Source organism: Streptomyces sp. JW3 (assembly GCF_052216785.1).
Classification (GTDB): domain Bacteria; phylum Actinomycetota; class Actinomycetes; order Streptomycetales; family Streptomycetaceae; genus Streptomyces.
The window spans coordinates 24,565-49,180 of record NZ_JBQOUX010000056.1 but is presented as its reverse complement, the minus strand read 5'-3'; the positions used below and the strand labels follow the sequence as shown (position 1 = coordinate 49,180).

The following is a 24,616-nucleotide window of genomic DNA, read 5'->3' as shown; positions in this document are numbered from 1 at the left end:
TCTCTCGGTTCGAACGACTGCGTCCCGCTGCCTGACGGCAGCGGGACGCAACAAGGAACCATTTACCAACAGTGTCCTGCCGGGTGGGCCCCTCCGTTGTTCTTCGGGCTCGGCTCCCGTTCTCGCCCGCCCGTCACAGCGGCCTGAGCGCCGGCTCCTTCTGTACGGCGCCGAGCAGCCGGTCGAGTGCCATCTCCACGTCCTCCTTCCAGGACAACGTGGAGCGCAGCTCCAGCCGGAGCCGGGGAGTGCTGGGATGGGGCCGTACCGTCTTGAAGCCCACGGCCAGCAGATGGTCGGCCGGCAGCACGCACGAGGGCTGCTTCCAGCGGGCGTCCCCGAAAGCCTCGATCGCCTTGAACCCGCGCCGCAGAAGATCCTTGGCCACCGTCTGGACCATCACCCGGCCCAGTCCCTGTCCCTGATACCCCGGCACGATGAACGCGGTCATTAGCTGTACCGCGTCCGGCGAGACAGGACTCGTCGGGAACGCCGCGGAGCGCGGGACATAGGCGGGGGGAGCGTAGAGCACGAAGCCGACCGGCACGTCGTCCACGTAGACGACCCGGCCGCAGGACCCCCAGTCCAGCAGGACGGCGGAGATCCAGGCTTCCTTCTCCAGAGCGGCCGTGCCCGCCTTTACCGCGGCCTCCCCACTGACGGGGTCGAGTTCCCAGAAGACGCACGAGCGGCAACGCTGGGGAAGGTCCTCAAGGTTGTCCAGCGTGAGCGGTACGAGCCGACGCCCCATGAAGGCTTTTCCTCGCTTCCTTCGCCCTTCGCGTCCAGGGCGGCCGTCAGAGCACTCCGCTCCCTGAGCAGACTGCCGATGAACCCACCGATCGCTCCCAGTCCCAGCCCTGCGCTCATCCATCCGGTGCGGCTCGTCGTTCGCATGGCGCTGCCTCACTCCCAGAGGTGACTGCCAGGTGACTCCGCCCTACCTGATCGCATCGTATCCACGATGCGATTGCCCCGATACCGGTGTAAAGCAAAGAGCGGGCCGCGTTCCGGCACACACCGGACACGGCCCGCTCTGGCGCCGGGCGGAGCACCTCACCGGGTACTCCGCCGTCGGGTGCCGTCGGGACTCAGGAATCGTCCTCTTCCGTCTCGCCGTCCACGAGGCTCTTCTGAAGCACAGGACCCTCACCGGGCGCCAGCGTGTCGAGGATGCGGCCCAGGTCGTCCATCGAGGCGAACTCGACGGTGATCTTGCCCTTCTCCCGGCCCAGGTCCACCTTCACCCGGGTCTCGAACCGGTCCGAGAGCCGGGTCGCGAGACCGGTCAGTGCCGGGGAGACACGGGCACCGGCTCGCGGTCCCTTCGCCCGGGGTGCCTTCTGCGGCCGGGACCCCATCAGGGTCACGATCTCCTCGACCGCCCGCACCGAGAGCCCCTCGGCCACGATCCGGTGCGCCAGCCGGTCCTGCTCCTCCGAGTCCTCCACCGAGAGCAGCGCGCGGGCGTGCCCCGCGGAGAGGACTCCGGCCGCGACCCGCTTCTGCACGGACGACGAGAGCTTCAGCAGCCGCAGGGTGTTGGAGACCTGGGGCCGGGAACGACCGATCCGGTCCGCCAACTGGTCGTGCGTGCAGTTGAAGTCCTTCAGTAGCTGGTCGTAGGCGGCGGCCTCTTCCAGCGGATTCAGCTGAGCGCGGTGCAGGTTCTCCAGCAGCGCGTCCAGGAGGAGCTTGTCGTCCTCCGTGGCCCGCACGATCGCCGGGATGGCCTCCAGCCCGGCTTCCCCGCAGGCCCGCCAGCGCCGCTCACCCATGATGAGCTCGTACTGCCCGGCATCCACCTGCCGGACGACGATCGGCTGAAGAAGACCGACCTCCTTGATGGAGGTGACCAGCTCGGCGAGCGCGTCCTCGTCGAAGATCTCACGCGGCTGCCGCCGATTCGGCGTGATGGAGTCCAGCGGAATCTCGGCGAAGTAAGCACCCATGGGAGCCATGGGTGTCTCCATCGCACCGGAAGCCGGCGCTTCCTCTGCCTCGTGCGATGTTTCACGTGAAACAGGCGGCAGCGCGGTGACCTTCGCCGCTGCCACACCTCGGTCGGTCGTTAGCCCGGGGACACCCGTGGGAGCCGCCGGAACCGCACCGCCCAGGGCGGCTGATGCCACCGACTTCTCCGATGAGGCGGGCGGGATCAACGCTGCCAGACCTCGACCCAACCCCCTCCGTCGCTCGTTCACTGGATCCCCTCCACCGTGCTCGGATCGTTCTGTGCACCGATGTGGGCGTGCGTCGCGTCGTAGCTGACGCCCGCGCCCCTCAGTGCGATCTCTCGTGCCGCCTCAAGATAGGACAGGGCACCGCTCGATCCTGGATCGTAGGTCAGCACCGTCTGGCCATAGCTCGGCGCCTCGGAGATACGGACCGAGCGGGGAATGCTCGTCCGCAGCACCTCCTCACCGAAGTGGCTGCGCACCTCGTCGGCGACCTGGGACGCCAGTCGCGTCCGGCCGTCGTACATCGTGAGCAGGATGGTCGACACATGGAGTGCGGGGTTGAGGTGCCCCCGCACCAGGTCGACGTTGCGCAACAGCTGCCCCAGTCCCTCCAACGCGTAGTACTCGCACTGGATCGGAATCAGCACCTCCTGGCCCGCGACGAGCGCATTCACCGTCAGCAGACCGAGGGAGGGCGGGCAGTCGATCAGGATGTAGTCCAGAGGCTGTTCATACGCCTGGATCGCTCGCTCGAGCCGGCTCTCACGGGCCACCAGGGACACCAGCTCGATCTCCGCGCCGGCGAGATCGATCGTGGCCGGGGCACAGAACAGACCCTCGACATCGGGAACAGGCTGAACGACCTCGGACAGCGGCTTGCTCTCGACCAACACGTCGTAGATCGAAGGGACATCGGCGTGGTGGTCGATACCCAGAGCGGTGGAGGCATTCCCCTGGGGGTCGAGGTCGACCACCAGGACACGGGCACCGTGCAGGGCCAGCGAGGCGGCGAGATTGACGGTCGTCGTCGTCTTACCCACCCCGCCCTTCTGGTTGGCGACCACCATGACGCGGGTCTGCTCAGGCCGTGGCAGCCCCTCGCCGGCGCGCCCCAGAGCCTCTACCGCTAGTTGGGCCGCGCGACCGATCGGTGTGTCGTCCATCGGAGGCGGTGTTTCACGTGAAACATCCGCCCCCATCGACTCGGTACGGGGACCGGGGACCGGATCGGTCATCGGGCCCGCGATATTGGCGTCGGACCGCAAGGATTCACTCTCCTCGACTTCAGGCTCGCAATGAACAGAGCCTCCCATGCCTTCGGGGTCGCGAACCAGTGAGGCCTGCTGTTCTGTGGAGAAATCCCCCTCTGTGGACAACTCCGTGACCCTCACGAGTGGCCGAGCGCCCTCAGCGGAGGCTCCTGCCCCCAATGAGCCGAGAGGCTTGCGGTCGCGGGGTTCGGCCGCAGCGCGGCCGCGACTGATGATGCCGTGCAGCAGTGAGCGACGTTTCACGTGAAACACGATGCACAGCGGCCGAAGCCGAACTGCCGCGACACTCCGGCTCGACGCTATCCGCGACGCCGACGGGCCCGTCCCGTGCGGGCCGCCTTGGCCCGTTTGGCGGCGAACCGCACACCGCCCGGACTCTCCCCGACCTCCACCCGCACCACCGTGGACCGGGGGTCCACCACGCCTTCCCCCACATGCAGGATCGACGTCTCCACGGCCCCGAGCTTGCTCAGCGCCGTCGCGGCACTCTTCAGCTCCTCCTCGGCCGTGTCGCCCTTGAGCGCCAGCATCTCCCCATAGGGCCGCAGCAACGGCACGCCCCAAGTGGCCAGCCGGTCCAGCGGAGCCACGGCGCGGGCCGTCACCACATGGACGGGCGGAAGCGTCCCCATGACCTCCTCGGCCCGACCCCGCACGACGGTCACATGGTCCAGGCCCAGCAGCTCCACCACCTCGGTCAGGAAGTTGGTGCGCCGCAGGAGAGGCTCGAGAAGGGTGATCTTCAGGTCGTCCCGGACCAGTGCGAGCGGGATACCGGGCAGGCCGGCGCCTGAGCCGACATCGCACACCGTCACTCCCGCCGGCACGACCTCGGACAGCACCGCACAGTTCAGCAGGTGCCGCTCCCACAGCCGGGGCACCTCGCGCGGACCGATCAGGCCGCGCTGCACACCCGCCTCGGCCAGCAACTCGGCATAGCGCACCGCGTCCGCGTAGCGATCGCCGAACACCTCGCGTGCCTGCTCGGGCGCGGGGGGAAGCTCCGCTGCCTCCGTCACGGGGGAACCGTCCTTCCGTACCGCGTCGGCACTTCAGGCGCCGACATCAGAACCACCAGAACTATCAGGGCTGACAAAGTTCGGCCCCGTCTGCGCAACAGACGGGGCCGGGAGAACGCGGGGACCGATCAGGCGGGCAGTACGACGACGAACCGCTGCGGCTCCTCGCCCTCGGACTCGCTGCGCAGTCCCGCGGCCTTGACCGCGTCGTGCACGACCTTGCGCTCGAACGGGGTCATCGGGTCCATGCGAACCGGTTCGCCGCTGCTCTTCGCCTCGGCGGCGGCCTTGGCGCCCAGCTCGGACAGCTCGGTGCGCTTCTGGGCCCGGTAGCCGGCGATGTCCAGCATCAGCCGGCTACGGTCGCCGGTTTCCCGGTGCACGGCCAGCCGGGTGAGCTCCTGAAGGGCTTCCAGGACCTCACCGTCCCGGCCGACCAGCTTCTGGAGATCGCGGCCGCCGGTGTCACTGATGATCGAAACAGCGGCACGGTCGGCCTCGACGTCCATGTCGATGTCGCCGTCGAGGTCGGCGATGTCGAGCAGACCCTCCAGGTAGTCCGCCGCGATCTCACCCTCCTGCTCCAGGCGGGTCAGGGTGTCTGCGCCCTCGGCAGCGGCGGCGATGGTGCCTTCCGTCACGGGATGGACTCCTTCTTACTTCTTCGACGGGGACTTGGGCCGCTGCGGGCCCTTGCGCTGTCCGGACTGGGCCTTGCTGCGGGTACCGGAGCCGGGCTTCTGCGCGGCCTTCTTGGCAGCGGCGGGCTTGGCGTCCTGGGGCTCGCCGGACTTGCTCAGCGACGTCGGCTTCGACTTGGACGCCGAGGACGAGGACGAGGAGGTCGAGGAGGACTCGTCCTCGTCCTCGGCCGACGCTCCGCCGTCGCCGCCGCCCTTGGTCGCACCGGACTGCCGCTGGGACTTCGACTGCCTCTTGGGCTGCTGCCGCTTGGGGGCACCGGTGGTCGGCGTACCGTCCTCGGACTCGACGGCGGCCGCGGTGTCACTCTTCACGACGTTGCCATCGGCCTGGGCGGCGAGGCCGGCCTTGGTCAGGCCGTTGATGAACTTCCGCTCGAACTCGTTGCGGTCCCGGCCCTTGGCGACGATGGCCTTGACGATGGCGCGCTCGCTGCGCCGGCTGACCTTGCCGTTGTGCGAGACGTGCTTGTACAGACGCTCGAGGTAGGCCGACTGGGCCTTGGAACCCGGGGTCGGGTTGTTGCGGATGACGTACATCTGCTGGCCCATGGTCCACACGTTGGTGGTCAGCCAGTAGACGAGGACACCGACCGGGAAGTTGATGCCGAAGACGGCGAACATGACCGGGAAGACGTACATCAGCATCTTCTGCTGCTGCATGAACGGCGTCTTCACCGTGGTGTCGACGTTCTTCGTCATCAGCTGGCGCTGGGTGAAGAACTGGGACGCCGACATCAGGACGATCATGATGGCGGTGACGACCCGCACGTCGGTGATGGAGGAGCCGAGGGCGTCCACCTTCGAGGCACCGTCGGTGAACTTCGCCGCGAGCGGCGCACCGAAGATGTGGGCCTTCTGCGCACTCTCCAGCAGCCGCTCGTTGATGACACCGATGGTGTCGCCGGTCGCGATGCCGTTGAGCACGTGGTAGAGGGCGAAGAAGAACGGTGACTGCGCCAGGATGGGAAGGCACGAGGAGAGCGGGTTGGTGCCCGCCTCCTTGTACAGCTTCATCATCTCTTCGGACTGGCGCTGCTTGTCGTTCTTGTAGCGCTCCTGGATCTTCTTCATCTCCGGCTGGAGCGTCTGCATCGCGCGGGTCGACTTGATCTGCTTCACGAAGAGCGGGATCAGGCAGATGCGGATCAGAATCACCAGGGACACGATCGACAGGCCCCAGGCCCACCCGGTGTCAGGGCCGAAAATGGCGCCGTACACGGTGTGGAACTGGACGATGACCCAGGAGACAGGTGTCGTGATGAAGGTGAAGAAGCTGGCAATCGTGTCCACTAATCATGCTCCTTGGGCATGGGACTGGGTCTCTGCGGCCGGGCTCGAAGGACCGGGCGGGCTCGGGTGAGCAGCCTGTCCTTCGGTGGCCGGTTCGGCGGCGGAGGGCCCGCCCTTGCGTGCGCGCCAGGCGTTCCGCAGCATCTCGTGCCACCGCGGACGCTTACGCGGCGGAACGTGGTCCACTCCGCCCAGCGACCACGGATTGCACCGCAGGATTCGCCAGGCGGTGAGTGCCGTGCCCTTGACGGCGCCGTGCCGGTCGATGGCCGTGAAGCCGTAGTGGGAGCACGACGGGTAGTACTTGCAGACCGGCCCCAGCAGTGGACTGATCGTCCACTGGTACAGCTTGATCAGAGCCAGCAGCGGGTACTTCATCGCGCGCCCCCTCCCAGTAGCCGCTGAAGGGCGGCGTCCAGGTCTTGGGCCAGCTGTGCATGGTCGGCGTCACCCGCTCCGGGTAGCGCTCGTACGACTACCAGGCTACCGGGAGGAAACAGACCGACTCGGTCGCGCATCAGATGGCGAAGCCTGCGCTTCACCTTGTTGCGCACGACCGCACCGCCGACGGCTTTGCTGACGACGAAACCCGCACGCGTCGGGGGAGCGCTCTCCCCAGGCGCGTGCGGGTCCGTTGCACCGCTACGAAAATGGACGACGAGGGACGGACGACCTGCCCGGCGACCTCGTCGTACCGCGGTCGCGAAATCCTCGCGCCGCCTCAGCCGGTTCTCGGTGGGCAGCACGACGTCATGACCTGATCGGAATCAGGCGGACAGACGGGCGCGACCCTTGCCACGGCGGGACGCGAGAATCGCGCGGCCGGCACGGGTGCGCATCCGCAGCCGGAAGCCGTGGGTCTTCGCGCGACGACGGTTGTTCGGCTGGAAGGTGCGCTTGCTCACTCGGGGGCTCCAGAAAAGAATCGGTGGTGGCGGGGTGCCGTCCTGGCTGTCACCGTGCGCCCACGAGTAGCTCGCGTCACGCCCGTGTGCACCGCTTTCCGATCACCTGAAGCGATCTGTGCCCATCGGAGGCAGGCGGCAGCAGCCATCGACAACTCGACCTCGTTACGGTACGCGCGGTTGCGCCATTCGGTCAAACCAGCGGCGGCCGGGAGACACTTGTCCACAGGCTGGGGACAACAACTTGAATGCTACCGGCCACGCTGACTACCGTGGCCGGACTCCGATTCGTTCCCTTCCCACCGGCCCATCCCGGCCCATCTGATTCGTTCCGACCCGCCCCCCGGTTCCGACCGTCCCTCCCTCGGATCACACCTTCGAGGGACACATGAGAGAGCGTGCCCTGTGGCTGACGTACCTGCCGATCTTGCCGCAGTGTGGCCACGCGTACTGGAGCAGCTCCTCGGGGAGGGCCGGGTCCAGGGTGTCGAGTCGAAGGACGAGCACTGGATCCGGCGCTGCCAGCCCCTCGCCCTGGTCGCCGACACCGCCCTGCTCGCCGTACCGAACGAGTTCGCGAAGGGTGTCCTGGAGGGCCGGCTGGCGCCCGTCGTCTCCGAGACGCTGAGCAGGGAGTGCGGGCGCCCGATCCGCATCGCGATCACCGTCGACGACTCGGCCGGCGAGCCCTCCGCGCCTCCGGCCCCGCCCGCGCGCCCCCAGCACCGCTACGACGAACCCGACGGCCGAGAGCCCCGGGACGGCCGTGACTCCCGGGACGCTCGTGACTCGCGTGACGGTCGAGACCCAAGGGACTCACGGGACACACGAGATGCCCGTGACGCCCGGGACACACGAGATGCCCGGGACCTCCGTGACACCCGTGACACCCGTGACACCCGTGACGACTACGAGAGCTACGGCCGCCACCGCGCCGACCCGCTCCCCACGGCCCGCCCCGCCTACCCGTCCGAGTACCAGCGCCCCGAACCCGGCGCCTGGCCGCGCCCCTCCCAGCAGGACGACTACGGCTGGCAGCAGCAGCGCCTCGGCTTCCCCGACCGCGACCCGTACGCCTCCCCGCCGGAGCCGTCGTACGGCCAGCACGGCCCGGACTCGTACCAGAAGAACCCCTACCAGGACGGTTACTCCCAGGACTACCGCCCGAAGGCGCCCGACCGCGCGCCGTACGACACGGACCGGTACGACTCCGAGCGCCCCTCCTACGACTCCGAGCGCCCGCCGTACGAGTCCCAGCGCCCCGACTACGAGCAGTCGCGCGGCGACTACGACCAGCGCGGCGGCCGGCGCGAGCCGCCCGAGCCGCCCGCCGGATCCGGGCACGTCCACCGCGGCGGCCCGGTCGGACCCGGCCCCGCCACCGGCGCCCCCGGCCCGCTGGCCGCGCAGCCGGCCCCGGCCACCGGCCCCGGCGAGCCGACCGCGCGCCTCAACCCCAAGTACCTCTTCGACACCTTCGTCATCGGCGCCTCCAACCGCTTCGCGCACGCCGCCGCGGTCGCCGTCGCCGAGGCGCCGGCCAAGGCGTACAACCCGCTCTTCATCTACGGGGAGTCCGGGCTCGGCAAGACCCACCTGCTGCACGCCATCGGGCACTACGCCCGCAGCCTCTACCCGGGCACGCGGGTGCGGTACGTGAGCTCGGAGGAGTTCACCAACGAGTTCATCAACTCCATCCGCGACGGCAAGGGCGACAGCTTCCGCAAGCGCTACCGCGAGATGGACATCCTGCTCGTCGACGACATCCAGTTCCTGGCGGACAAGGAGTCGACGCAGGAGGAGTTCTTCCACACCTTCAACACGCTGCACAACGCCAACAAGCAGATCGTGCTCTCCTCCGACCGGCCGCCCAAGCAGCTGGTCACGCTGGAGGACCGGCTGCGCAACCGGTTCGAGTGGGGCCTGATCACCGACGTCCAGCCGCCCGAGCTGGAGACCCGGATCGCGATCCTGCGCAAGAAGGCGGTGCAGGAGCAGCTCAACGCCCCGCCGGAGGTGCTGGAGTTCATCGCCTCCCGGATCTCGCGCAACATCCGCGAGCTGGAGGGGGCGCTGATCCGGGTGACGGCGTTCGCGTCGCTCAACCGGCAGCCGGTGGACCTGGGCCTGACCGAGATCGTCCTCAAGGACCTGATCCCGGGCGGCGAGGACTCGGCCCCCGAGATCACCTCCACGGCCATCATGAGCGCCACCGCCGACTACTTCGGGCTCACCGTCGAGGACCTGTGCGGCACCTCGCGCGGCCGGGCGCTGGTGACGGCCCGGCAGATCGCCATGTATCTGTGCCGGGAGCTGACGGACCTCTCCCTGCCGAAGATCGGCGCGCTGTTCGGCGGCCGGGACCACACCACCGTCATGCACGCGGACCGCAAGATCCGCAATCTGATGGCCGAGCGGCGCTCCATCTACAACCAGGTGACCGAGCTGACCAACCGCATCAAGAACGGCTGACACACGCCGCGGTACGCCCCTGTACGACGTTCTGGGCGCCCTCCGGAGGAGTTCCGGTGGGCGCCCTTCGGCATGTCCGGCCCGTGTCGGACGCGGCCGGTGTTCGATTCCGCGCCAGGTTACGGCCGTCGTCCACAGATCCGGCCACTTTTTTCCGTCCACACCATGGGGATCGCCAAGTTGTCCCGAAGCCGTCCACAGGCCAGGGTGGTGAGAGATCATCAGGCCAGGTCAGTCGGTTGTGGATTCGTGGACGAAGGATCTCCACAGGCTGTGGACAACGGATCGGTCCACACCCTGTGCACAAAGTTGTCCACGGGCAACCCACAAGCTGCGGCCGGTTGTCCCCAGCGATCACCGGCTTCTCCACACCGCTGTCCACTGTTCGGCAACCCGACGCGGCCCGTCACCGCTGCGAGTGAAAGGCGTCACATCAAGGTGCCGGAGTGGGCTGTGGGAAAGACGGGTAAACCTGGGGACGCCGCTGGGGAGAAGTCGCCTCTCCCTGTGCACGGGGTGTGCAGAACTTTCCGTTCTCCACAGCGGACCCGAGTTGTCCACCGGTCCCGCCCACAGGCCCCGTGGACAAAATTCCTGGCCTGACCTGGGCAAACGAGGTTATCCACGGTATCCACAGGCCCTACTACTACTGACGACTAGAGAGAGCTGGGAACTCGTTTCGAAGCGGGCCCTGTGCACAACTCGCTCTGTCGTGTCCGACCGTCCCTCGTCACGACTTGACCCCGATGGGCACCTAGTGTCAGTGCGGTGCGTCAGACTGGTCCCCGGTGTACTGCCCCGGACCAAGGGCGACGACACCGAGACAGACGACTGAGGCGAAGCAGGGCGACAAGCGCCGGCAACAGCAGGAGGCGGCAACGGTGAAGATCCGGGTGGAACGCGACGTACTCGCGGAGGCAGTGGCCTGGGCGGCCCGCAGCCTCCCGGCCCGTCCGCCGGCGCCGGTCCTCGCGGGCCTGCTGCTGAAAGCGGAGGAAGGGCAGCTGAGCCTGTCCAGCTTCGACTACGAGGTCTCCGCGCGGGTGTCGGTCGAGGCGGAGGTCGAGGAGGAGGGCACGGTGCTGGTCTCCGGCCGCCTGCTCGCCGACATCTCCCGCGCCCTGCCCAACCGGCCGGTGGAGATTTCCACAGACGGTGTACGGGCGACGGTGGTCTGCGGCTCCTCGCGGTTCACCCTCCACACCCTGCCGGTGGAGGAGTACCCGGCGCTGCCGCAGATGCCGAACGCGACGGGCACCGTCCCCGGCGAGGTCTTCGCCTCCGCCGTGCAGCAGGTCGCCATCGCGGCCGGCCGCGACGACACGCTGCCCGTCCTCACCGGTGTGCGCATCGAGATCGAGGGCGACACGGTGACGCTGGCCTCCACCGACCGCTACCGCTTCGCGGTCCGCGAGTTCCTGTGGAAGCCGGAGAACCCGGAGGTCTCCGCGGTCGCCCTGGTGCCCGCCAAGACGCTCCAGGACACCGCCAAGGCGCTCACCAGCGGCGACCAGGTGATCCTGGCGCTGTCCGGCTCCGGCGCGGGCGAGGGCCTGATCGGTTTCGAGGGGGCCGGCCGCCGGACCACGACGCGGCTCCTGGAGGGCGACCTCCCGAAGTACAAGACGCTCTTCCCGACCGAGTTCAACAGCGTCGCCGTGATCGAGACCGCCCCCTTCGTGGAAGCCGTCAAGCGCGTCGCCCTGGTCGCCGAGCGCAACACCCCGGTGCGGCTCAGCTTCGAGCAGGGCGTGCTGATCCTGGAGGCCGGCTCCAGCGACGACGCACAGGCTGTGGAGCGGGTCGACGCCCAGCTGGACGGCGACGACATCTCGATCGCCTTCAACCCGACCTTCCTGCTGGAGGGCCTGAGCGCCATCGGCTCCCCGGTGGCCCAGCTGTCCTTCACGACGTCCACCAAGCCGGCCCTGCTCAGCGGCAGGCCGGCGCTGGACGCCGAGGCGGACGAGGCGTACAAGTACCTGATCATGCCGGTGCGGCTGAGCGGCTGAGCGGCTGAGCGGCTCGCTTGTCCACAGCCGGTGGACGGCCAGTGGACGGCCGGTGGACGAAGTCCCAGGTGGGCATACGAATGAGCGCGTATGCCCACAGCTGTGCGCGGGGGTGCCGGGTCTAGGCTCGGCGCCGGTGCGAACGCGCCTCACACGGCGAACGCGCCTCATACGCCACAGCGACCCTAAGGAACGCAACTGATGGAGCTCGGTCTCGTCGGCCTCGGCAAGATGGGCGGCAACATGCGCGAGCGGATCCGCCGCGCGGGCCACACCGTCGTCGGATACGACCGCAACCCGGACCTCGCCGACGTCCACAGCCTGGAAGAGCTGGTGGGCAAGCTCAGCGGCCCGCGAGTGGTGTGGGTGATGGTCCCGGCCGGCTCGGCCACCCAGTCGACCGTCGACGAGCTGGCCGAGCTGCTGGAGCCCGGCGACGTCCTCGTGGACGGCGGCAACAGCCGCTGGACGGACGACGAGAAGCACGCCGAGGAGCTGGCGGCCAAGGGCATCGGCTTCGTCGACTGCGGTGTCTCCGGCGGCGTCTGGGGCCTGGAGAACGGCTACGCGCTGATGTACGGCGGCGACGCCGACCACGTCGCCAAGGTGCAGCCGATATTCGACGCGCTCAAGCCCGAGGGCGACTTCGGCTCGGTGCACGCGGGCAAGGTCGGCGCGGGCCACTTCGCGAAGATGGTCCACAACGGCATCGAGTACGCGATGATGCAGGCCTACGCCGAGGGCTGGGAGCTGCTGGAGAAGGTCGACTCCGTGACCGACGTCCGGGAGGTGTTCCGCTCCTGGCAGGAGGGCACGGTCATCCGGTCCTGGCTGCTCGACCTGGCGGTGAACGCCCTGGACGGCGACGAGCACCTGGACAAGCTCCGCGGTTTCGCCGCGGACTCCGGTGAGGGACGCTGGACGGTGGAGGCCGCGATCGACAACGCGGTGCCGCTGCCGGCGATCACCGCGTCGCTGTTCGCGCGGTTCTCCTCGCGGCAGGAGGACTCGCCGCAGATGAAGATGATCGCGGCGCTGCGCAACCAGTTCGGCGGCCACGCGGTCGAGAAGAAGTAAGCAGCAGGTTCCGAGGGAGGTCGGCGCACGACCATGCACGTCACGCATCTGTCGCTGGCCGACTTCCGCTCCTACGCCCGGGTCGAGGTCCCGCTGGACCCGGGCGTCACCGCCTTCGTCGGCCCCAACGGGCAGGGCAAGACCAACCTGGTCGAGGCCGTCGGCTATCTCGCCACCCTCGGCAGCCACCGCGTCTCCTCCGACGCCCCGCTGGTCCGCATGGGCGCCGACCGCGCGGTGATCCGGGCCCAGGTCCGGCAGGGCGAGCGGCAGCAGCTGATCGAGCTGGAGCTGAACCCGGGCCGCGCCAACCGCGCCCGCGTCAACCGGTCCTCGCAGGTCAGACCCCGCGATGTGCTGGGCATCGTACGGACCGTGCTGTTCGCGCCCGAGGATCTCGCGCTGGTCAAGGGCGATCCGGGTGAGCGGCGGCGGTTCCTGGACGAGCTGATCACCGCGCGGTCGCCGCGGATGGCCGGGGTGCGCTCCGACTACGACCGGGTGCTCAAGCAGCGCAACACCCTGCTGAAGTCGGCGGCGCTGGCCCGGCGGCACGGCGGCCGGACGCTGGACCTGTCGACGCTGGACGTCTGGGACCAGCATCTGGCGCGCGCCGGTGCGGAATTGCTCGCCCAGCGACTGGATCTGATCGCCGCGCTCCAGCCGCTGGCCGACAAGGCGTACGAGCAGCTGGCCCCGGGCGGCGGTCCGGTGGCGTTGGAGTACAAGCCGTCGGCGCCCGGTGCGGGGCACACCCGCGAGGACCTGTTCGAGCAGCTGATCGCCGCGCTCGCCGAGGCGCGCAAGCAGGAGATCGAGCGGGGGGTCACGCTGGTCGGGCCGCACCGCGACGACCTGCTGCTCAAGCTCGGGGAGCTGCCCGCCAAGGGGTACGCCTCGCACGGCGAGTCCTGGTCGTACGCGCTGGCGCTGCGGCTGGCCTCCTACGATCTCCTCCGCGCGGAGGGCAATGAGCCGGTGCTGGTCCTGGACGACGTCTTCGCCGAGCTGGACGCGCGGCGCCGGGAGCGGCTGGCCGAGCTGGTGGCGCCCGGCGAGCAGGTGCTGGTGACCGCCGCGGTGGACGACGACGTTCCGCAGGTCCTTGCGGGGGCCCGGTTCGCGGTGGCGGACGGGACGGTGGGCCGCGTATGAGCGCGTCCGAGCCCGGTCCCCACAAGGACGCGGTGCCGAAAAAGGTCCCCGAGCCGTCCGGTGTCGATCTCGCGCGGGTGGCGCTGCGGGCGGCGAAGGAGGCGGCACGCGCGCGTGGCGAGGCGGTGCAGCAGAAGAAGCAGGCCCGGCGCGGCGGGCTGCGTTCGGGGGCGCGGGCCGACGGGCGGGACCCGATGGCGCTGGGGCCGGCGATCAACCGGCTGATCACCGAGCGCGGCTGGGAGACGCCGGCCGCGGTGGGCGGGGTGATGGGCCGCTGGCCGCAGATCGTCGGCGAGAAGATCGCCCTGCACTGCACGCCGGAGAGATTCGACGAGGACGCGAGGGAACTGACGGTTCGTTGCGACTCGACGACGTGGGCCACCGAGATCAGGTACCAGGCCCCAGGACTGCTCGCGCGCATCAATCAGGACCTCGGGCACGGTTCGGTAAGGATGATCAAGGTGCAGGGTCCGGGTGGCTCGCCGCGCCGCTACGGGCCGCTGCGGGCCCCCGGCAGCACGGGTCCGGGCGATACGTACGGGTGAGGCGCACGGGCGGACGCAGGGGTGGGACGTACGGGCGAGTGCGCCCTGTTTGTGCCTGTTTCGCCCCAGTCCGGCGCCGGTCTCGCCTCCGGCGTCCCAAGAGTGACTGACATCACATAAGGGCTTGTCAATCGTCGGTTCGGGTCGCCGGTGGCCCTCTTGTCGTAGCACCGCACACGGATGCGAATCGCGACCTGACTCCGAAGTAGCCAAGGGTTGACGGCCGGAAGCGCTGAGTGCCTCCGTGAGCCTCTTGGAGCCCCCTTCCGTATATCGGGAGTCGGGAGAGGACGTCTCAGGGCGGCACATGCGGACTCAGGTACCGGCAAACCCCCATCAGTGTCAGTGGTACCGGTAGACTGGAAGACAATCCCGCCCCGGTCGTGGGGAGCCCGGGAAAAGCTGAGCAACGCTGAATCAAGGCTTACCAACGCAACATGCCGCAGCCGCTCCGGCAAACGCCGCCGAGCCCGGCTCGTGCTGTGCCAGAAAGGGCGCTTCGTGGCCGATTCCGGCAACCCCAACGAGAACATCCCGTCCACCGACACCGGCGTGAACGACGCGGCGAGCCCCTCGCACGAGGCGGCCGCCGCCTCGTACGACGCCAGTGCCATCACCGTGCTCGAGGGCCTGGACGCGGTCCGTAAGCGACCCGGTATGTACATCGGTTCGACCGGCGAGCGGGGACTGCACCACCTGGTGCAGGAGGTCGTCGACAACTCCGTCGACGAGGCGCTGGCCGGTCACGCGGACACCATCGACGTCACGATCCTGGCCGACGGCGGCGTGCGCGTCGTGGACAACGGTCGCGGCATCCCGGTCGGCATCGTCCCCTCGGAGGGCAAGCCCGCCGTCGAGGTCGTGCTGACCGTGCTGCACGCGGGCGGCAAGTTCGGCGGCGGCGGCTACGCGGTCTCCGGTGGTCTGCACGGCGTGGGTGTCTCCGTCGTCAACGCGCTGTCGTCGAAGGTCGCCGTCGAGGTCCGCACCGACGGCCACCGCTGGACGCAGGACTACAAGCTGGGCGTGCCGACGGCCCCGCTGGCCAAGCACGAGGCGACCGAGGAGACCGGTACGACGGTCACCTTCTGGGCCGACGGCGACATCTTCGAGACCACCGACTACTCCTTCGAGACGCTGTCGCGGCGGTTCCAGGAGATGGCGTTCCTCAACAAGGGTCTGAAGATCAACCTCACCGACGAGCGCGAGTCGGCGAAGGCCACCGCCGGCGCGGACGAGGCGGGCGAGGACGAGAAGCAAGAGGTCAAGAGCGTCTCGTACCACTACGAGGGCGGCATCGTCGACTTCGTGAAGTACCTCAACTCCCGCAAGGGAGAGGTCGTCCACCCCACGGTGATCGACCTGGAGGCCGAGGACAAGGACAAGTTCCTGTCCCTTGAGGTCGCCATGCAGTGGAACGGCGGCTACACCGAGGGCGTGTACTCGTTCGCCAACATCATCCACACCCATGAGGGCGGTACGCACGAAGAGGGCTTCCGGGCCGCGCTGACCTCGCTGATCAACAAGTACGCGCGCGACAAGAAGCTGCTGCGCGACAAGGATGACAACCTCACGGGCGACGACATCCGCGAGGGTCTGACCGCGATCATCTCGGTGAAGCTGGCGGAGCCGCAGTTCGAGGGCCAGACCAAGACCAAGCTGGGCAACACCGAGGTGAAGACCTTCGTCCAGAAGGTGGTCTACGAGCACCTGGCCGACTGGCTGGACCGCAACCCCAACGAGGCCGCGGACATCATCCGCAAGGGCATCCAGGCGGCCACCGCGCGGGTGGCGGCCCGCAAGGCGCGCGACCTGACCCGCCGCAAGGGGCTGCTGGAGTCGGCGTCGCTGCCGGGCAAGCTGTCCGACTGCCAGTCCAACGACCCGACCAAGTGCGAGATCTTCATCGTCGAGGGCGATTCGGCCGGCGGTTCGGCCAAGTCCGGCCGCAACCCGCAGTACCAGGCGATCCTCCCGATCCGCGGCAAGATCCTCAACGTCGAGAAGGCGCGCATCGACCGGATTCTCCAGAACCAGGAGATCCAGGCGATGATCTCCGCGTTCGGTACCGGTGTGCACGAGGACTTCGACATCGAGAAGCTCCGCTACCACAAGATCATCCTGATGGCGGACGCCGACGTCGACGGCCAGCACATCAACACCCTGCTGCTGACCTTCCTGTTCCGCTTCATGCGGCCGCTGGTCGAGGCCGGGCACGTCTTCCTGTCCCGCCCCCCGCTCTACAAGATCAAGTGGGGCCGGGACGACTTCGAGTACGCGTACTCCGACCGCGAGCGCGACGCGCTGATCGAGCTGGGCCGGCAGGCCGGCAAGCGGGTCCGGGAGGACTCGGTGCAGCGCTTCAAGGGTCTGGGCGAGATGAACGCCGAGGAGCTGCGCATCACCACGATGGACCAGGAGCACCGGGTGCTCGGCCAGGTCACCCTGGACGACGCCGCCCAGGCCGACGACCTCTTCTCGGTGCTGATGGGCGAGGACGTCGAGGCCCGGCGCCAGTTCATCCAGCGCAACGCCAAGGACGTCCGCTTCCTCGACATCTGAGTCGGTCGCCGCTGACCGCACCAGGAAGGACCTTCACCAGCAATGACCGACGAGAACACGCCCGTCACCTCCGAAGAGGGCGGCGTCATCGCCCAGCGCGTCGAGCCTGTCGGGCTCGAGACGGAGATGCAGCGCTCCTACCTCGACTACGCGATGTCCGTCATCGTCTCGCGCGCGCTGCCGGACGTGCGGGACGGACTCAAGCCCGTCCACCGCCGCGTGCTGTACGCGATGTACGACGGCGGATACCGCCCCGAGCGAGGCTTCTACAAGTGCGCCCGCGTCGTCGGCGACGTCATGGGCAACTACCACCCGCACGGCGACTCCTCCATCTACGACGCGCTGGTCCGCCTCGCCCAGCCGTGGTCGATGCGGATGCCGCTGGTCGACTCCAACGGCAACTTCGGCTCGCCGGGCAACGACCCGGCGGCGGCCATGCGGTACACCGAGTGCAAGATGGCGCCGCTGTCGATGGAGATGGTCCGCGACATCGACGAGGAGACCGTCGACTTCACGGACAACTACGACGGCCGCTCCAAGGAGCCGACCGTCCTGCCCGCCCGCTTCCCGAACCTGCTGATCAACGGCTCGGCGGGCATCGCGGTCGGCATGGCGACCAACATCCCGCCGCACAACCTGCGCGAGGTCGCGGCCGGCGCCCAGTGGTACCTGGAGAACTACGAGGCCAGCCACGAGGAGCTGCTGGACGCCCTCATCGAGCGCATCAAGGGCCCGGACTTCCCGACCGGCGCCCTGGTGGTCGGCCGCAACGGCATCGAGGAGGCGTACCGCACCGGGCGCGGCTCGATCACCATGCGCGCGGTCGTCGCGGTCGAGGAGATCCAGAACCGCCAGTGCCTGGTGGTCACCGAGCTGCCGTACCAGACCAACCCGGACAACCTAGCGCAGAAGATCGCCGACCTGGTGAAGGACGGCAAGATCGGCGGCATCGCCGACGTCCGCGACGAGACGTCCTCCCGCACCGGCCAGCGCCTGGTGATCGTGCTGAAGCGGGACGCGGTCGCCAAGGTCGTGCTGAACAACCTGTACAAGCACACCGATCTCCAGAACAACTTCGGCGCCAACATGCTGGCCCTGGTCGACGGCGTGCCGCGCACCCTCTCGCTGGACGCGTTCATCCGGCACTGGGTGAACCACCAGATCGAGGTCATCGTCCGCCGGACCAGGTTCCGGCTGCGCAAGGCCGAGGACCGTGCCCACATCCTGCGCGGTCTGCTCAAGGCGCTGGACGCGATCGACGAGGTCATCGCGCTGATCCGGGGCAGCCAGACGGTCGAGATCGCGCGCGGCGGCCTGATGGACCTCCTCGACATCGACGAGATCCAGGCCAACGCCATCCTGGAGATGCAGCTGCGCCGGCTGGCCGCGCTGGAGCGGCAGAAGATCGTCCAGGAGCACGACGAGCTCCAGGCGAAGATCACGGAGTACAACGCGATCCTGGCCTCGCCGGTCCGCCAGCGAGGGATCGTCAGCGAGGAGCTGGCCGCGATCGTCGACAAGTTCGGCGACGACCGCAAGACGAAGCTGATCCCCTACGAGGGCGACATGTCCATCGAGGACCTGATCGCCGAGGAGGACATCGTCGTCACGGTCACCCGGGGCGGCTACATCAAGCGCACCAAGACCGACGACTACCGGGCGCAGAAGCGCGGCGGCAAGGGCGTCCGGGGCACGAAGCTGAAGGAAGACGACATCGTCGACCACTTCTTCGTCTCCACCACCCACCACTGGCTGCTGTTCTTCACCAACAAGGGCCGGGTCTACCGGGTCAAGGGCTACGAGCTGCCCGACGCCGGCCGGGACGCGCGCGGCCAGCACGTGGCCAACCTGCTGGCCTTCCAGCCGGACGAGTCGATCGCCGAGATCTTCGCCATCCGCGACTACGAGGCGGCGCCCTACCTGGTGCTGGCCACCAAGGGCGGCCTGGTCAAGAAGACCTCGCTGAAGGACTACGACTCCCCGCGCTCGGGCGGTGTCATCGCCATCAACCTACGGGAGATGGAGGACGGAACCGACGACGAACTGATCGGTGCCGAACTCGTCTCGGCCGATGACGATCTGCTGTTGATCAGCAAGAAGGCGCAGTCGATCAGGTTCACCGCCTCGGACGACACGCTGCGGCCGATGGGCCGGGCCACCTCGGGCGTCAAGGGCATGAGTTTCCGTGACGGCGACGAGCTGCTCTCGATGAATGTTGTTCGAACCGGTACGTTCGTGTTCACTGCCACCGACGGCGGGTACGCGAAGCGCACCTCCGTCGACGAGTACCGCGTCCAGGGTCGCGGCGGCCTCGGCATCAAGGCCGCCAAGATCGTCGAGGACCGTGGAGAGCTCGTCGGAGCGCTGGTGACCGAGGAGACCGACGAAATCCTCGCCATCACCCTCTCCGGCGGTGTGATTCGCACGCGCGTCAGCGAGGTCAGGGAGACGGGCCGTGACACCATGGGCGTCCAACTGATCAATCTTGGCAAGCGCGATGCCGTGGTCGGCATCGCACGCAACGCCGAGGCGGGTCGCGAGGCGGAGGAAGTCGACGGCGACGTGGCCGACGAGGAGACCGCCGAGGATGCCGCGACCGCCGGCACGGACGAGGGCGAGGCGCCCTCGGCCGAGTAGCACGAGGAGAGAGTCATCGTGAGCGGAGCCACGGGCGCCGGATCGGCCGGTACCTCGACGGGTACCGAAACGGACGGCGGCGGCCGTGGCTCCGCCGCGCAGGGAACGGACCCGCACGGGAACGCGTCCTCATCCTCGTACGAGACTCATGGATCCCAGGGGGGAACTGTGACGGACACCCGAGGTCCGCAGACCCAGCAGTACGCCGCTGGCGCGGGCCCGGCCGCATCCGGCGCCCAGCCCACGCCCCAGCAGGGGGCCTCCCCGCTGCCGGGCGAGCGGCAGCAGCAACAGCCCGGCGGGCCCTACCACCCGCCGCAGGCGTACCAGACCCCGGCGGGTACCGCGGGCGGTGCGGCCGGTGCGGTCCGCCGGCCGCGCACCGGCGCGGGCCGCACCACGCCCCGGGTCCGCAAGGCCCGGCTGCGGGTGGCGAAGGCCGATCCGTGGTCGGTGATGAAGGTGAGCTTCCTGCTCTCCATCGCGCTGGGCGTGTGCACGATCGTCGCGGCCACCGTGCTGTGGATGGTCATGGACGCGATGGGCGTCTTCTCGACGGTCGGCGGCACGATCTCCGAGGCCACCGGCTCCAACGAGTCGAACGGCTTCGACCTCCAGTCGTTCCTGTCGCTGCCCAACGTCCTGCTGTTCACGACGATCATCGCGGTCATCGACGTCGTCCTGGCCACCGCCCTGGCGACACTCGGCGCGTTCATCTACAACCTCTCCGCCGGCTTCGTCGGCGGCGTGGAGCTGACCCTCGCCGAGGACGAGTGAGCGGGCGCGAGTAACCGATTTTGGGCCTGCCCACCTCGTGCGCTAATCTTCAGGAGTCAGCGCGCGGGACATACACCGCAGAGCGCGGCGGGGCTATAGCTCAGTTGGTTAGAGCGCATCCCTGATAAGGATGAGGCCACAGGTTCAAATCCTGTTAGCCCCACCAGCGAAAAGGCCCCCGACCGGTCACGGTCGGGGGCCTTTCGCGTGTCTTGTGTCAGGTGCCGCACGGCGGGTCATAGGGCAGGCGGGGCAGGTATTCGTGCCAGCGGGCCGGGGTCAGGACGTTGCGGGTGGCGGAGCAGATGCGGCGGACCGCCGCGTCGGTGTCCAGGTTCCACAGGCGTACGGTGTCGACGCCGCTGGAGACCCCGAGCATGCGGGTGCGGGGGTTGAAGGCCAGGAAGTTGCCGGTCTTGGCGTTGGGGCTCAGTGACTGGCCGATGGGTGACGCGGCGGACGGGTCGGTGACGTCCCAGAGGCGGACCGTGTTGTCGTTGCCGCCGCTGGCCAGCGTGTGGCTGCTGGGGCTGAAGGTCAGGGAGACGACCGCCTCGGTGTGGCCGGTGAGTTCGGCGACCGGCTGCCGGTCGTCGCCGGCGGGGTCCCAGAGCCGGACCGTGTTGTCGTCGCTGCCGCTGGCCAGGGTGCGGCCGTCGGGGCTGAACGCGAGGGCGTTCACCGGCCCGATGTGCTCCCCGAGGACGCGTCCGGCGCGCGCGGCGGCGGCGACGGGCCACAGCCGGATGGTGCCGTCGGCGCTGCCGGCCGCGACGGTGCGGCCGTCCGGGGAGAAGACGAGGGCGTTGACGTAGCCGGTGGGGCCGGTCAGTGGGGTGCCCAGGGGGCGCAGGCGGGCGGGGTCGGTCGCGTCCCACAGCTGGACGGTGCGGTCGCTCTGGGCGGTGGCCAGGGTGTGGCCGTCCGGGCTGAAGGCCAGCGCGCGGGGGCCGGCGAAGCGGGTCCGCAGTTCGACGGGCGGGGCGTGGGCGGCGGGGTGCGCGGTGTCGGCGACGTTCCAGAGCTGGACGGCGTGGCTGCCGGTGAGGACGGCCAGGGTGCGGCCGTCGGGGGAGAAGACCAGGGAGCGGATGTCGCCCTCGCCGGGGGTGAACGGGCCGCTCAGCGGGCGGGGGCGGTCGGTGTCCGTGACGTTCCACAGCCGGACCCTGCCGTCCCGGGCCGCGGTGGCCAGTACCCGTCCGTCCGGGCGGAAGGCCCCTATCCGGCCGACCATGTCCGAGGTCGGGATCGACCACAGGCGAACGGTGCTGTCGCCGCTGCCGGTGGCCAGGGTGCGGCCGTCCGGGCTGAAGCCGACCGCGTACATCTCGCCGCTGCTGCCCGCGAGCGGCTCGCCGACCTGGGACGGGTAGGCCGGGTTGCCGACGTTCCACAGGGTCGCCGTGGAGTCGGCGCTGCCCGCGGCGAGCATGGTGCCGGCGGAGTTGAAGGCCACCGACCAGACCGGGCCGGTGTGGCCGGTGAGCGGGGTGCCGAGGGAGCGGGGGCGGTCGGTGTCGCTCACGTTCCACAGCCGGATGGTGTCGTCGGAGCTGCCGCTGGCCAGGGTGCGGCCGTCCGGGCTGAAGGCCACCGAGTGCACGGTGCCGGTGTGGCCGGTCAGCGGCTCGCCCGTGCGGTGCGGGTGGCGCGGGTCGGCCGTGTCCCAGAGCCGGACCGTGGTGTCGTCGCCGCCGGTCGCGAGGGTGCGGCCGTCCGGGCTGAAGGCCAGTGACCGTACGGCGTCGGTGTGGCCGGTCAGGGTGGTCAGCGCGGTCGCGTGGCCGGGGTCGGCCACGTTCCACAGCCGGACGGTGCGGTCGTTGCCGACGGAGGCGAGGGTGCGGCCGTCGGGTCGGAAGGCGAGCAGGTAGACGGTGCCGTGGTGGCCGGTCAGGGGGGCGCCGAGGGGGCGCGGGCGGGCCGGGTCCGTCACGTCCCACAGGCGGATCGTGCCGTCGTCCGAGGCGCTGGCCAGCGTATGCCCGTCCGGGCTGAAGACCGCGGTGCTCACCCAGCTCCGGTGGCCGGTCAGGGGCTTGCCCAGGGGTCTGGGGCGGGCCGGGTCCGCGACGTTCCACAGGCGGACCGTGCGGTCGTAGGAGGCGGTGGCCAGCAGGCGGCCGTCCGGGCTGAAGGAGGTGAGGTAGACGGCGCCGGTGTGGCCGCTGAGGGGGGTCGCCAAGGGGGCGTTGACGATGGATATGAGCCGGTTGCGGGTGCCCTCGTCGTCGGGGCGCAGGTCGTGTGCCACCAGGTCGAGCTGGGCGGAGAGGGACGGGTCCGAGTACTGGAAGCGGTCGGCCTCGGCGGAGACCTGCGCGAACACCGCGTCGTCCCGCTGTCGGAACGCGGTCACCGCCGACGCCGCCGCCACGATCGCCAGCACCAGCACGGCCGCCACCGCGCCCCGGCTGAGCCACACGGTGCGGCGCCGCAGCCGGACCGAGGCGGCCAGGAACTCCGCCGCGCTGCGGGTCAGCACGGTGCCGGCCGACCTGGTCCAGCCGTGCGCCTGCTCCAGCCGCGAACCCCGGTAGAGCAGGGCCGCGTCGCGGCCGGAGTCCTCCCAGGCCCGGCCGTCCTCCTCCAGCCGCTGGCGCAGCAGATGGCCGCTCCGGTCCTCGTCGATCCAGCCGCGCAGCCGCGGCCAGGCGTGCAGCAGCGCCTCGTGGGTGATCTCCACCGTCTCCGCGTCCAGCGTCACCAGCCGGGCCCGGACCAGTGCTTCGAGGGACTCCTCGGTCTTGCCGGGGTCCTTGGACTCCTCCGCCAGGCCGCGCCGGGTGCCGCGCCGGCGGGTGGTCTGGGTGTCCTCGCTCAGCCGCACCAGCCTGAGCAGCAGTTGCCGGGCGGCGGCGCGGGCGGCCGGGTCGAGGCCGGACCAGGCGTGCTCCGCCGTCGTCGCCACCGCCGTCTGGATGCCGCCGGCCGCCCGGTACCCGGCCAGCGTCAGCCGGCCCGACTTGCGCCGCTGCCAGGTGGCGAGCAGCGCGTGGGACAGCAGCGGCAGCACACCGGCGTCGTGCACCCCGTGCGGGCCGTCGGCGCTCACCTCCCGCATGATCAGCTCCACCAGGCCCGGTTCGATCTCCAGGCCCACCGCCTTGGCCGGGCCGGCCACCGCCTCGCGCAGCTCGGCCGTGGTCAGCGGCCCGAGCACCATGTGCCGGTGCTGGAGGGCGTCGGCGAGTTCGGGGTGGCCCAGGCACTGCTCGTAGAAGTCCGCGCGGACCCCGACGAGGACGCAGACGGGGGGCGGGCCGCCGGAGCCGGCGGGCGCGCACATCGCGTGCAGGGTCTGGATGAACGTACGCCGGACCGTGTCGTCGGGGCAGAGCGCGAAGGTCTCCTCGAACTGGTCGACGATCAGCACCGGCGGCGGGCCGGCCGGCGGCGCCTGGCGCGCGGCCCACGCGGTGACGGCCGCTCGAACGGCCTCGGTGAAACCGGGGGCCGCGGTCGCGCCGGGTTCGGCGAGGACCGGTGCCAGGTCCGGGACCGCTCGGGCCAGCTCCGCGAGCGGGGCCGGTCCGGGCACCAGGTACCGCACCTCGCGGCCGGTCCGCAGGGCGGGCATCAGGCCCGCGTTCAGCAGGGAGGACTTGCCCGCGCCCGACGCGCCGACCAGCGCGACCAGGCCGCCGGTCCGCTCGGCGGCGCGGACCTGGGCGATGAGGTCGTCCCGGCTGCGCTCCCGGCCGAAGAACCAGCGGGCGTCCTGCTGCCGGTAGGCGGCCAGCCCCCGGTAGGGGCACACGCCGGCCACCCCCGGGGAGTCGGCGCCGCGGCCGTCGGCGGTCTCGTCCGGTGCCTCGCCGCGGTCGCCCGCCGGATCGGCCAGCGCCTGTTCCCACAGGCGCTGCCACTGGGCCAGGTCGTACAGGCCCTTGGACACCGGGACGGGCCGGGCCCGCCGGGCCGCCGGGATCAGCACGTGCAGCACCGCGGCGAGCGCGGTGAACTGCGCGGGTACGTTCCGGGCCCGCCGCCAGTCGCTGATCCGCTGCGCGGACACCCGTACCGGCCGGCCCCGTTCGTCGACCCGCTGGAGCCGGTCGACCGCCTCGGCCACCCGCTTGAGGGGCGGATTGCCGGCCTCCGTGTACAGCAGGGCGAGTCGCTCGGCGAAGGCTGTACGTGTCCCTGAGTCGGAACTCAAGGTCCCACCCCTTACCTCCCCCGCCGTCGTCACGTCCGGACCGGAAAACTCACTCTATACG

The 24,616-nt window shown here is 69.8% G+C and carries 18 protein-coding genes and 1 tRNA gene; 9 read left to right on the top strand and 10 right to left on the bottom strand.

The annotated features are described in order from the left end of the window. Positions 1 to 133: 133 nt before the first annotated feature. From ACTT8P_RS22500 to rpmH, 9 genes are all read right to left on the bottom strand, one after another. Positions 134 to 751: a GNAT family N-acetyltransferase gene (locus tag ACTT8P_RS22500; RefSeq protein ID WP_442833496.1), complete on the bottom strand. Its 618-nt coding sequence runs from the start codon at positions 749 to 751 to the stop codon at positions 134 to 136. A 340-nt stretch (positions 752 to 1,091) separates the two neighbouring features. Next, positions 1,092 to 2,204: a ParB/RepB/Spo0J family partition protein gene (locus ACTT8P_RS22495; RefSeq protein WP_442833495.1), complete on the bottom strand. Its 1,113-nt coding sequence runs from the start codon at positions 2,202 to 2,204 to the stop codon at positions 1,092 to 1,094. Next, positions 2,201 to 3,274: a ParA family protein gene (locus ACTT8P_RS22490; protein ID WP_361159092.1), complete on the bottom strand. Its 1,074-nt coding sequence runs from the start codon at positions 3,272 to 3,274 to the stop codon at positions 2,201 to 2,203. The genes ACTT8P_RS22495 and ACTT8P_RS22490 overlap by 4 nt, the downstream gene beginning before the upstream one ends. A gap of 257 nt (positions 3,275 to 3,531) precedes the next feature. After that, on the bottom strand, positions 3,532 to 4,251 hold the full coding sequence (gene rsmG / locus ACTT8P_RS22485) for a 16S rRNA (guanine(527)-N(7))-methyltransferase RsmG (protein WP_442833494.1): 720 nt from the start codon (positions 4,249 to 4,251) through the stop codon (positions 3,532 to 3,534). Between the two features lie 128 nt (positions 4,252 to 4,379). Further along, positions 4,380 to 4,892, bottom strand: a complete 513-nt coding sequence (locus ACTT8P_RS22480; protein WP_442833493.1) for a Jag family protein — start codon at positions 4,890 to 4,892, stop codon at positions 4,380 to 4,382. 15 nt (positions 4,893 to 4,907) lie between these two features. After that, on the bottom strand, positions 4,908 to 6,245 hold the full coding sequence (yidC, locus tag ACTT8P_RS22475; RefSeq protein WP_442833492.1) for a membrane protein insertase YidC: 1,338 nt from the start codon (positions 6,243 to 6,245) through the stop codon (positions 4,908 to 4,910). 3 nt (positions 6,246 to 6,248) lie between these two features. Continuing rightward, positions 6,249 to 6,623 (bottom strand): membrane protein insertion efficiency factor YidD, encoded by a 375-nt coding sequence (yidD, locus tag ACTT8P_RS22470; protein ID WP_442833491.1) that lies wholly within the window; start codon positions 6,621 to 6,623, stop codon positions 6,249 to 6,251. Then, a complete protein-coding gene (gene rnpA / locus ACTT8P_RS22465; RefSeq protein ID WP_215170428.1) occupies positions 6,620 to 6,991 on the bottom strand; it encodes a ribonuclease P protein component in 372 nt (123 codons plus the stop codon). Before rnpA ends, yidD begins: the two co-directional genes overlap by 4 nt. A gap of 21 nt (positions 6,992 to 7,012) precedes the next feature. Further along, the gene (rpmH, locus tag ACTT8P_RS22460; RefSeq protein WP_003949374.1) at positions 7,013 to 7,150 is read right to left on the bottom strand and encodes a 50S ribosomal protein L34; all 138 of its coding nucleotides are present in this window, start codon (positions 7,148 to 7,150) and stop codon (positions 7,013 to 7,015) included. A gap of 405 nt (positions 7,151 to 7,555) precedes the next feature. On the opposite strand from rpmH, the gene dnaA reads away from it, so the two are divergent. The 9 genes from dnaA to ACTT8P_RS22415 all read left to right on the top strand — a co-directional run bounded on the left by dnaA (position 7,556) and on the right by ACTT8P_RS22415 (position 20,556). Further along, on the top strand, positions 7,556 to 9,622 hold the full coding sequence (gene dnaA / locus ACTT8P_RS22455; RefSeq protein ID WP_442833490.1) for a chromosomal replication initiator protein DnaA: 2,067 nt from the start codon (positions 7,556 to 7,558) through the stop codon (positions 9,620 to 9,622). Between the two features lie 881 nt (positions 9,623 to 10,503). Continuing rightward, positions 10,504 to 11,634 (top strand): DNA polymerase III subunit beta, encoded by a 1,131-nt coding sequence (gene dnaN, locus ACTT8P_RS22450; RefSeq protein ID WP_361158795.1) that lies wholly within the window; start codon positions 10,504 to 10,506, stop codon positions 11,632 to 11,634. A gap of 201 nt (positions 11,635 to 11,835) precedes the next feature. Next, positions 11,836 to 12,711, top strand: coding sequence for a phosphogluconate dehydrogenase (NAD(+)-dependent, decarboxylating) (gene gnd, locus ACTT8P_RS22445; RefSeq protein ID WP_442833489.1), 876 nt, complete (start codon positions 11,836 to 11,838; stop codon positions 12,709 to 12,711). A 33-nt stretch (positions 12,712 to 12,744) separates the two neighbouring features. Then, positions 12,745 to 13,866, top strand: coding sequence for a DNA replication/repair protein RecF (recF, locus tag ACTT8P_RS22440; RefSeq protein ID WP_442833488.1), 1,122 nt, complete (start codon positions 12,745 to 12,747; stop codon positions 13,864 to 13,866). Further along, the gene (locus tag ACTT8P_RS22435) at positions 13,863 to 14,414 is read left to right on the top strand and encodes a DUF721 domain-containing protein (RefSeq protein ID WP_442833487.1); all 552 of its coding nucleotides are present in this window, start codon (positions 13,863 to 13,865) and stop codon (positions 14,412 to 14,414) included. Before recF ends, ACTT8P_RS22435 begins: the two co-directional genes overlap by 4 nt. Positions 14,415 to 14,915: 501 nt before the next feature. Continuing rightward, entirely contained in the window at positions 14,916 to 16,976 is a 2,061-nt protein-coding gene (gene gyrB / locus ACTT8P_RS22430) for a DNA topoisomerase (ATP-hydrolyzing) subunit B (RefSeq protein ID WP_442833486.1), read from the top strand. Between the two features lie 42 nt (positions 16,977 to 17,018). Further along, positions 17,019 to 19,613: a DNA gyrase subunit A gene (gyrA, locus tag ACTT8P_RS22425; protein ID WP_442833485.1), complete on the top strand. Its 2,595-nt coding sequence runs from the start codon at positions 17,019 to 17,021 to the stop codon at positions 19,611 to 19,613. 18 nt (positions 19,614 to 19,631) lie between these two features. Further along, positions 19,632 to 20,390, top strand: coding sequence for a DUF3566 domain-containing protein (locus ACTT8P_RS22420; RefSeq protein ID WP_442833484.1), 759 nt, complete (start codon positions 19,632 to 19,634; stop codon positions 20,388 to 20,390). 89 nt (positions 20,391 to 20,479) lie between these two features. Then, positions 20,480 to 20,556, top strand: a tRNA-Ile gene (locus ACTT8P_RS22415). Between the two features lie 51 nt (positions 20,557 to 20,607). On the opposite strand, the gene ACTT8P_RS22410 is transcribed toward ACTT8P_RS22415, so the two are convergent. After that, the gene (locus ACTT8P_RS22410; protein ID WP_442833483.1) at positions 20,608 to 24,555 is read right to left on the bottom strand and encodes an nSTAND1 domain-containing NTPase; all 3,948 of its coding nucleotides are present in this window, start codon (positions 24,553 to 24,555) and stop codon (positions 20,608 to 20,610) included. Positions 24,556 to 24,616: the final 61 nt, after the last annotated feature.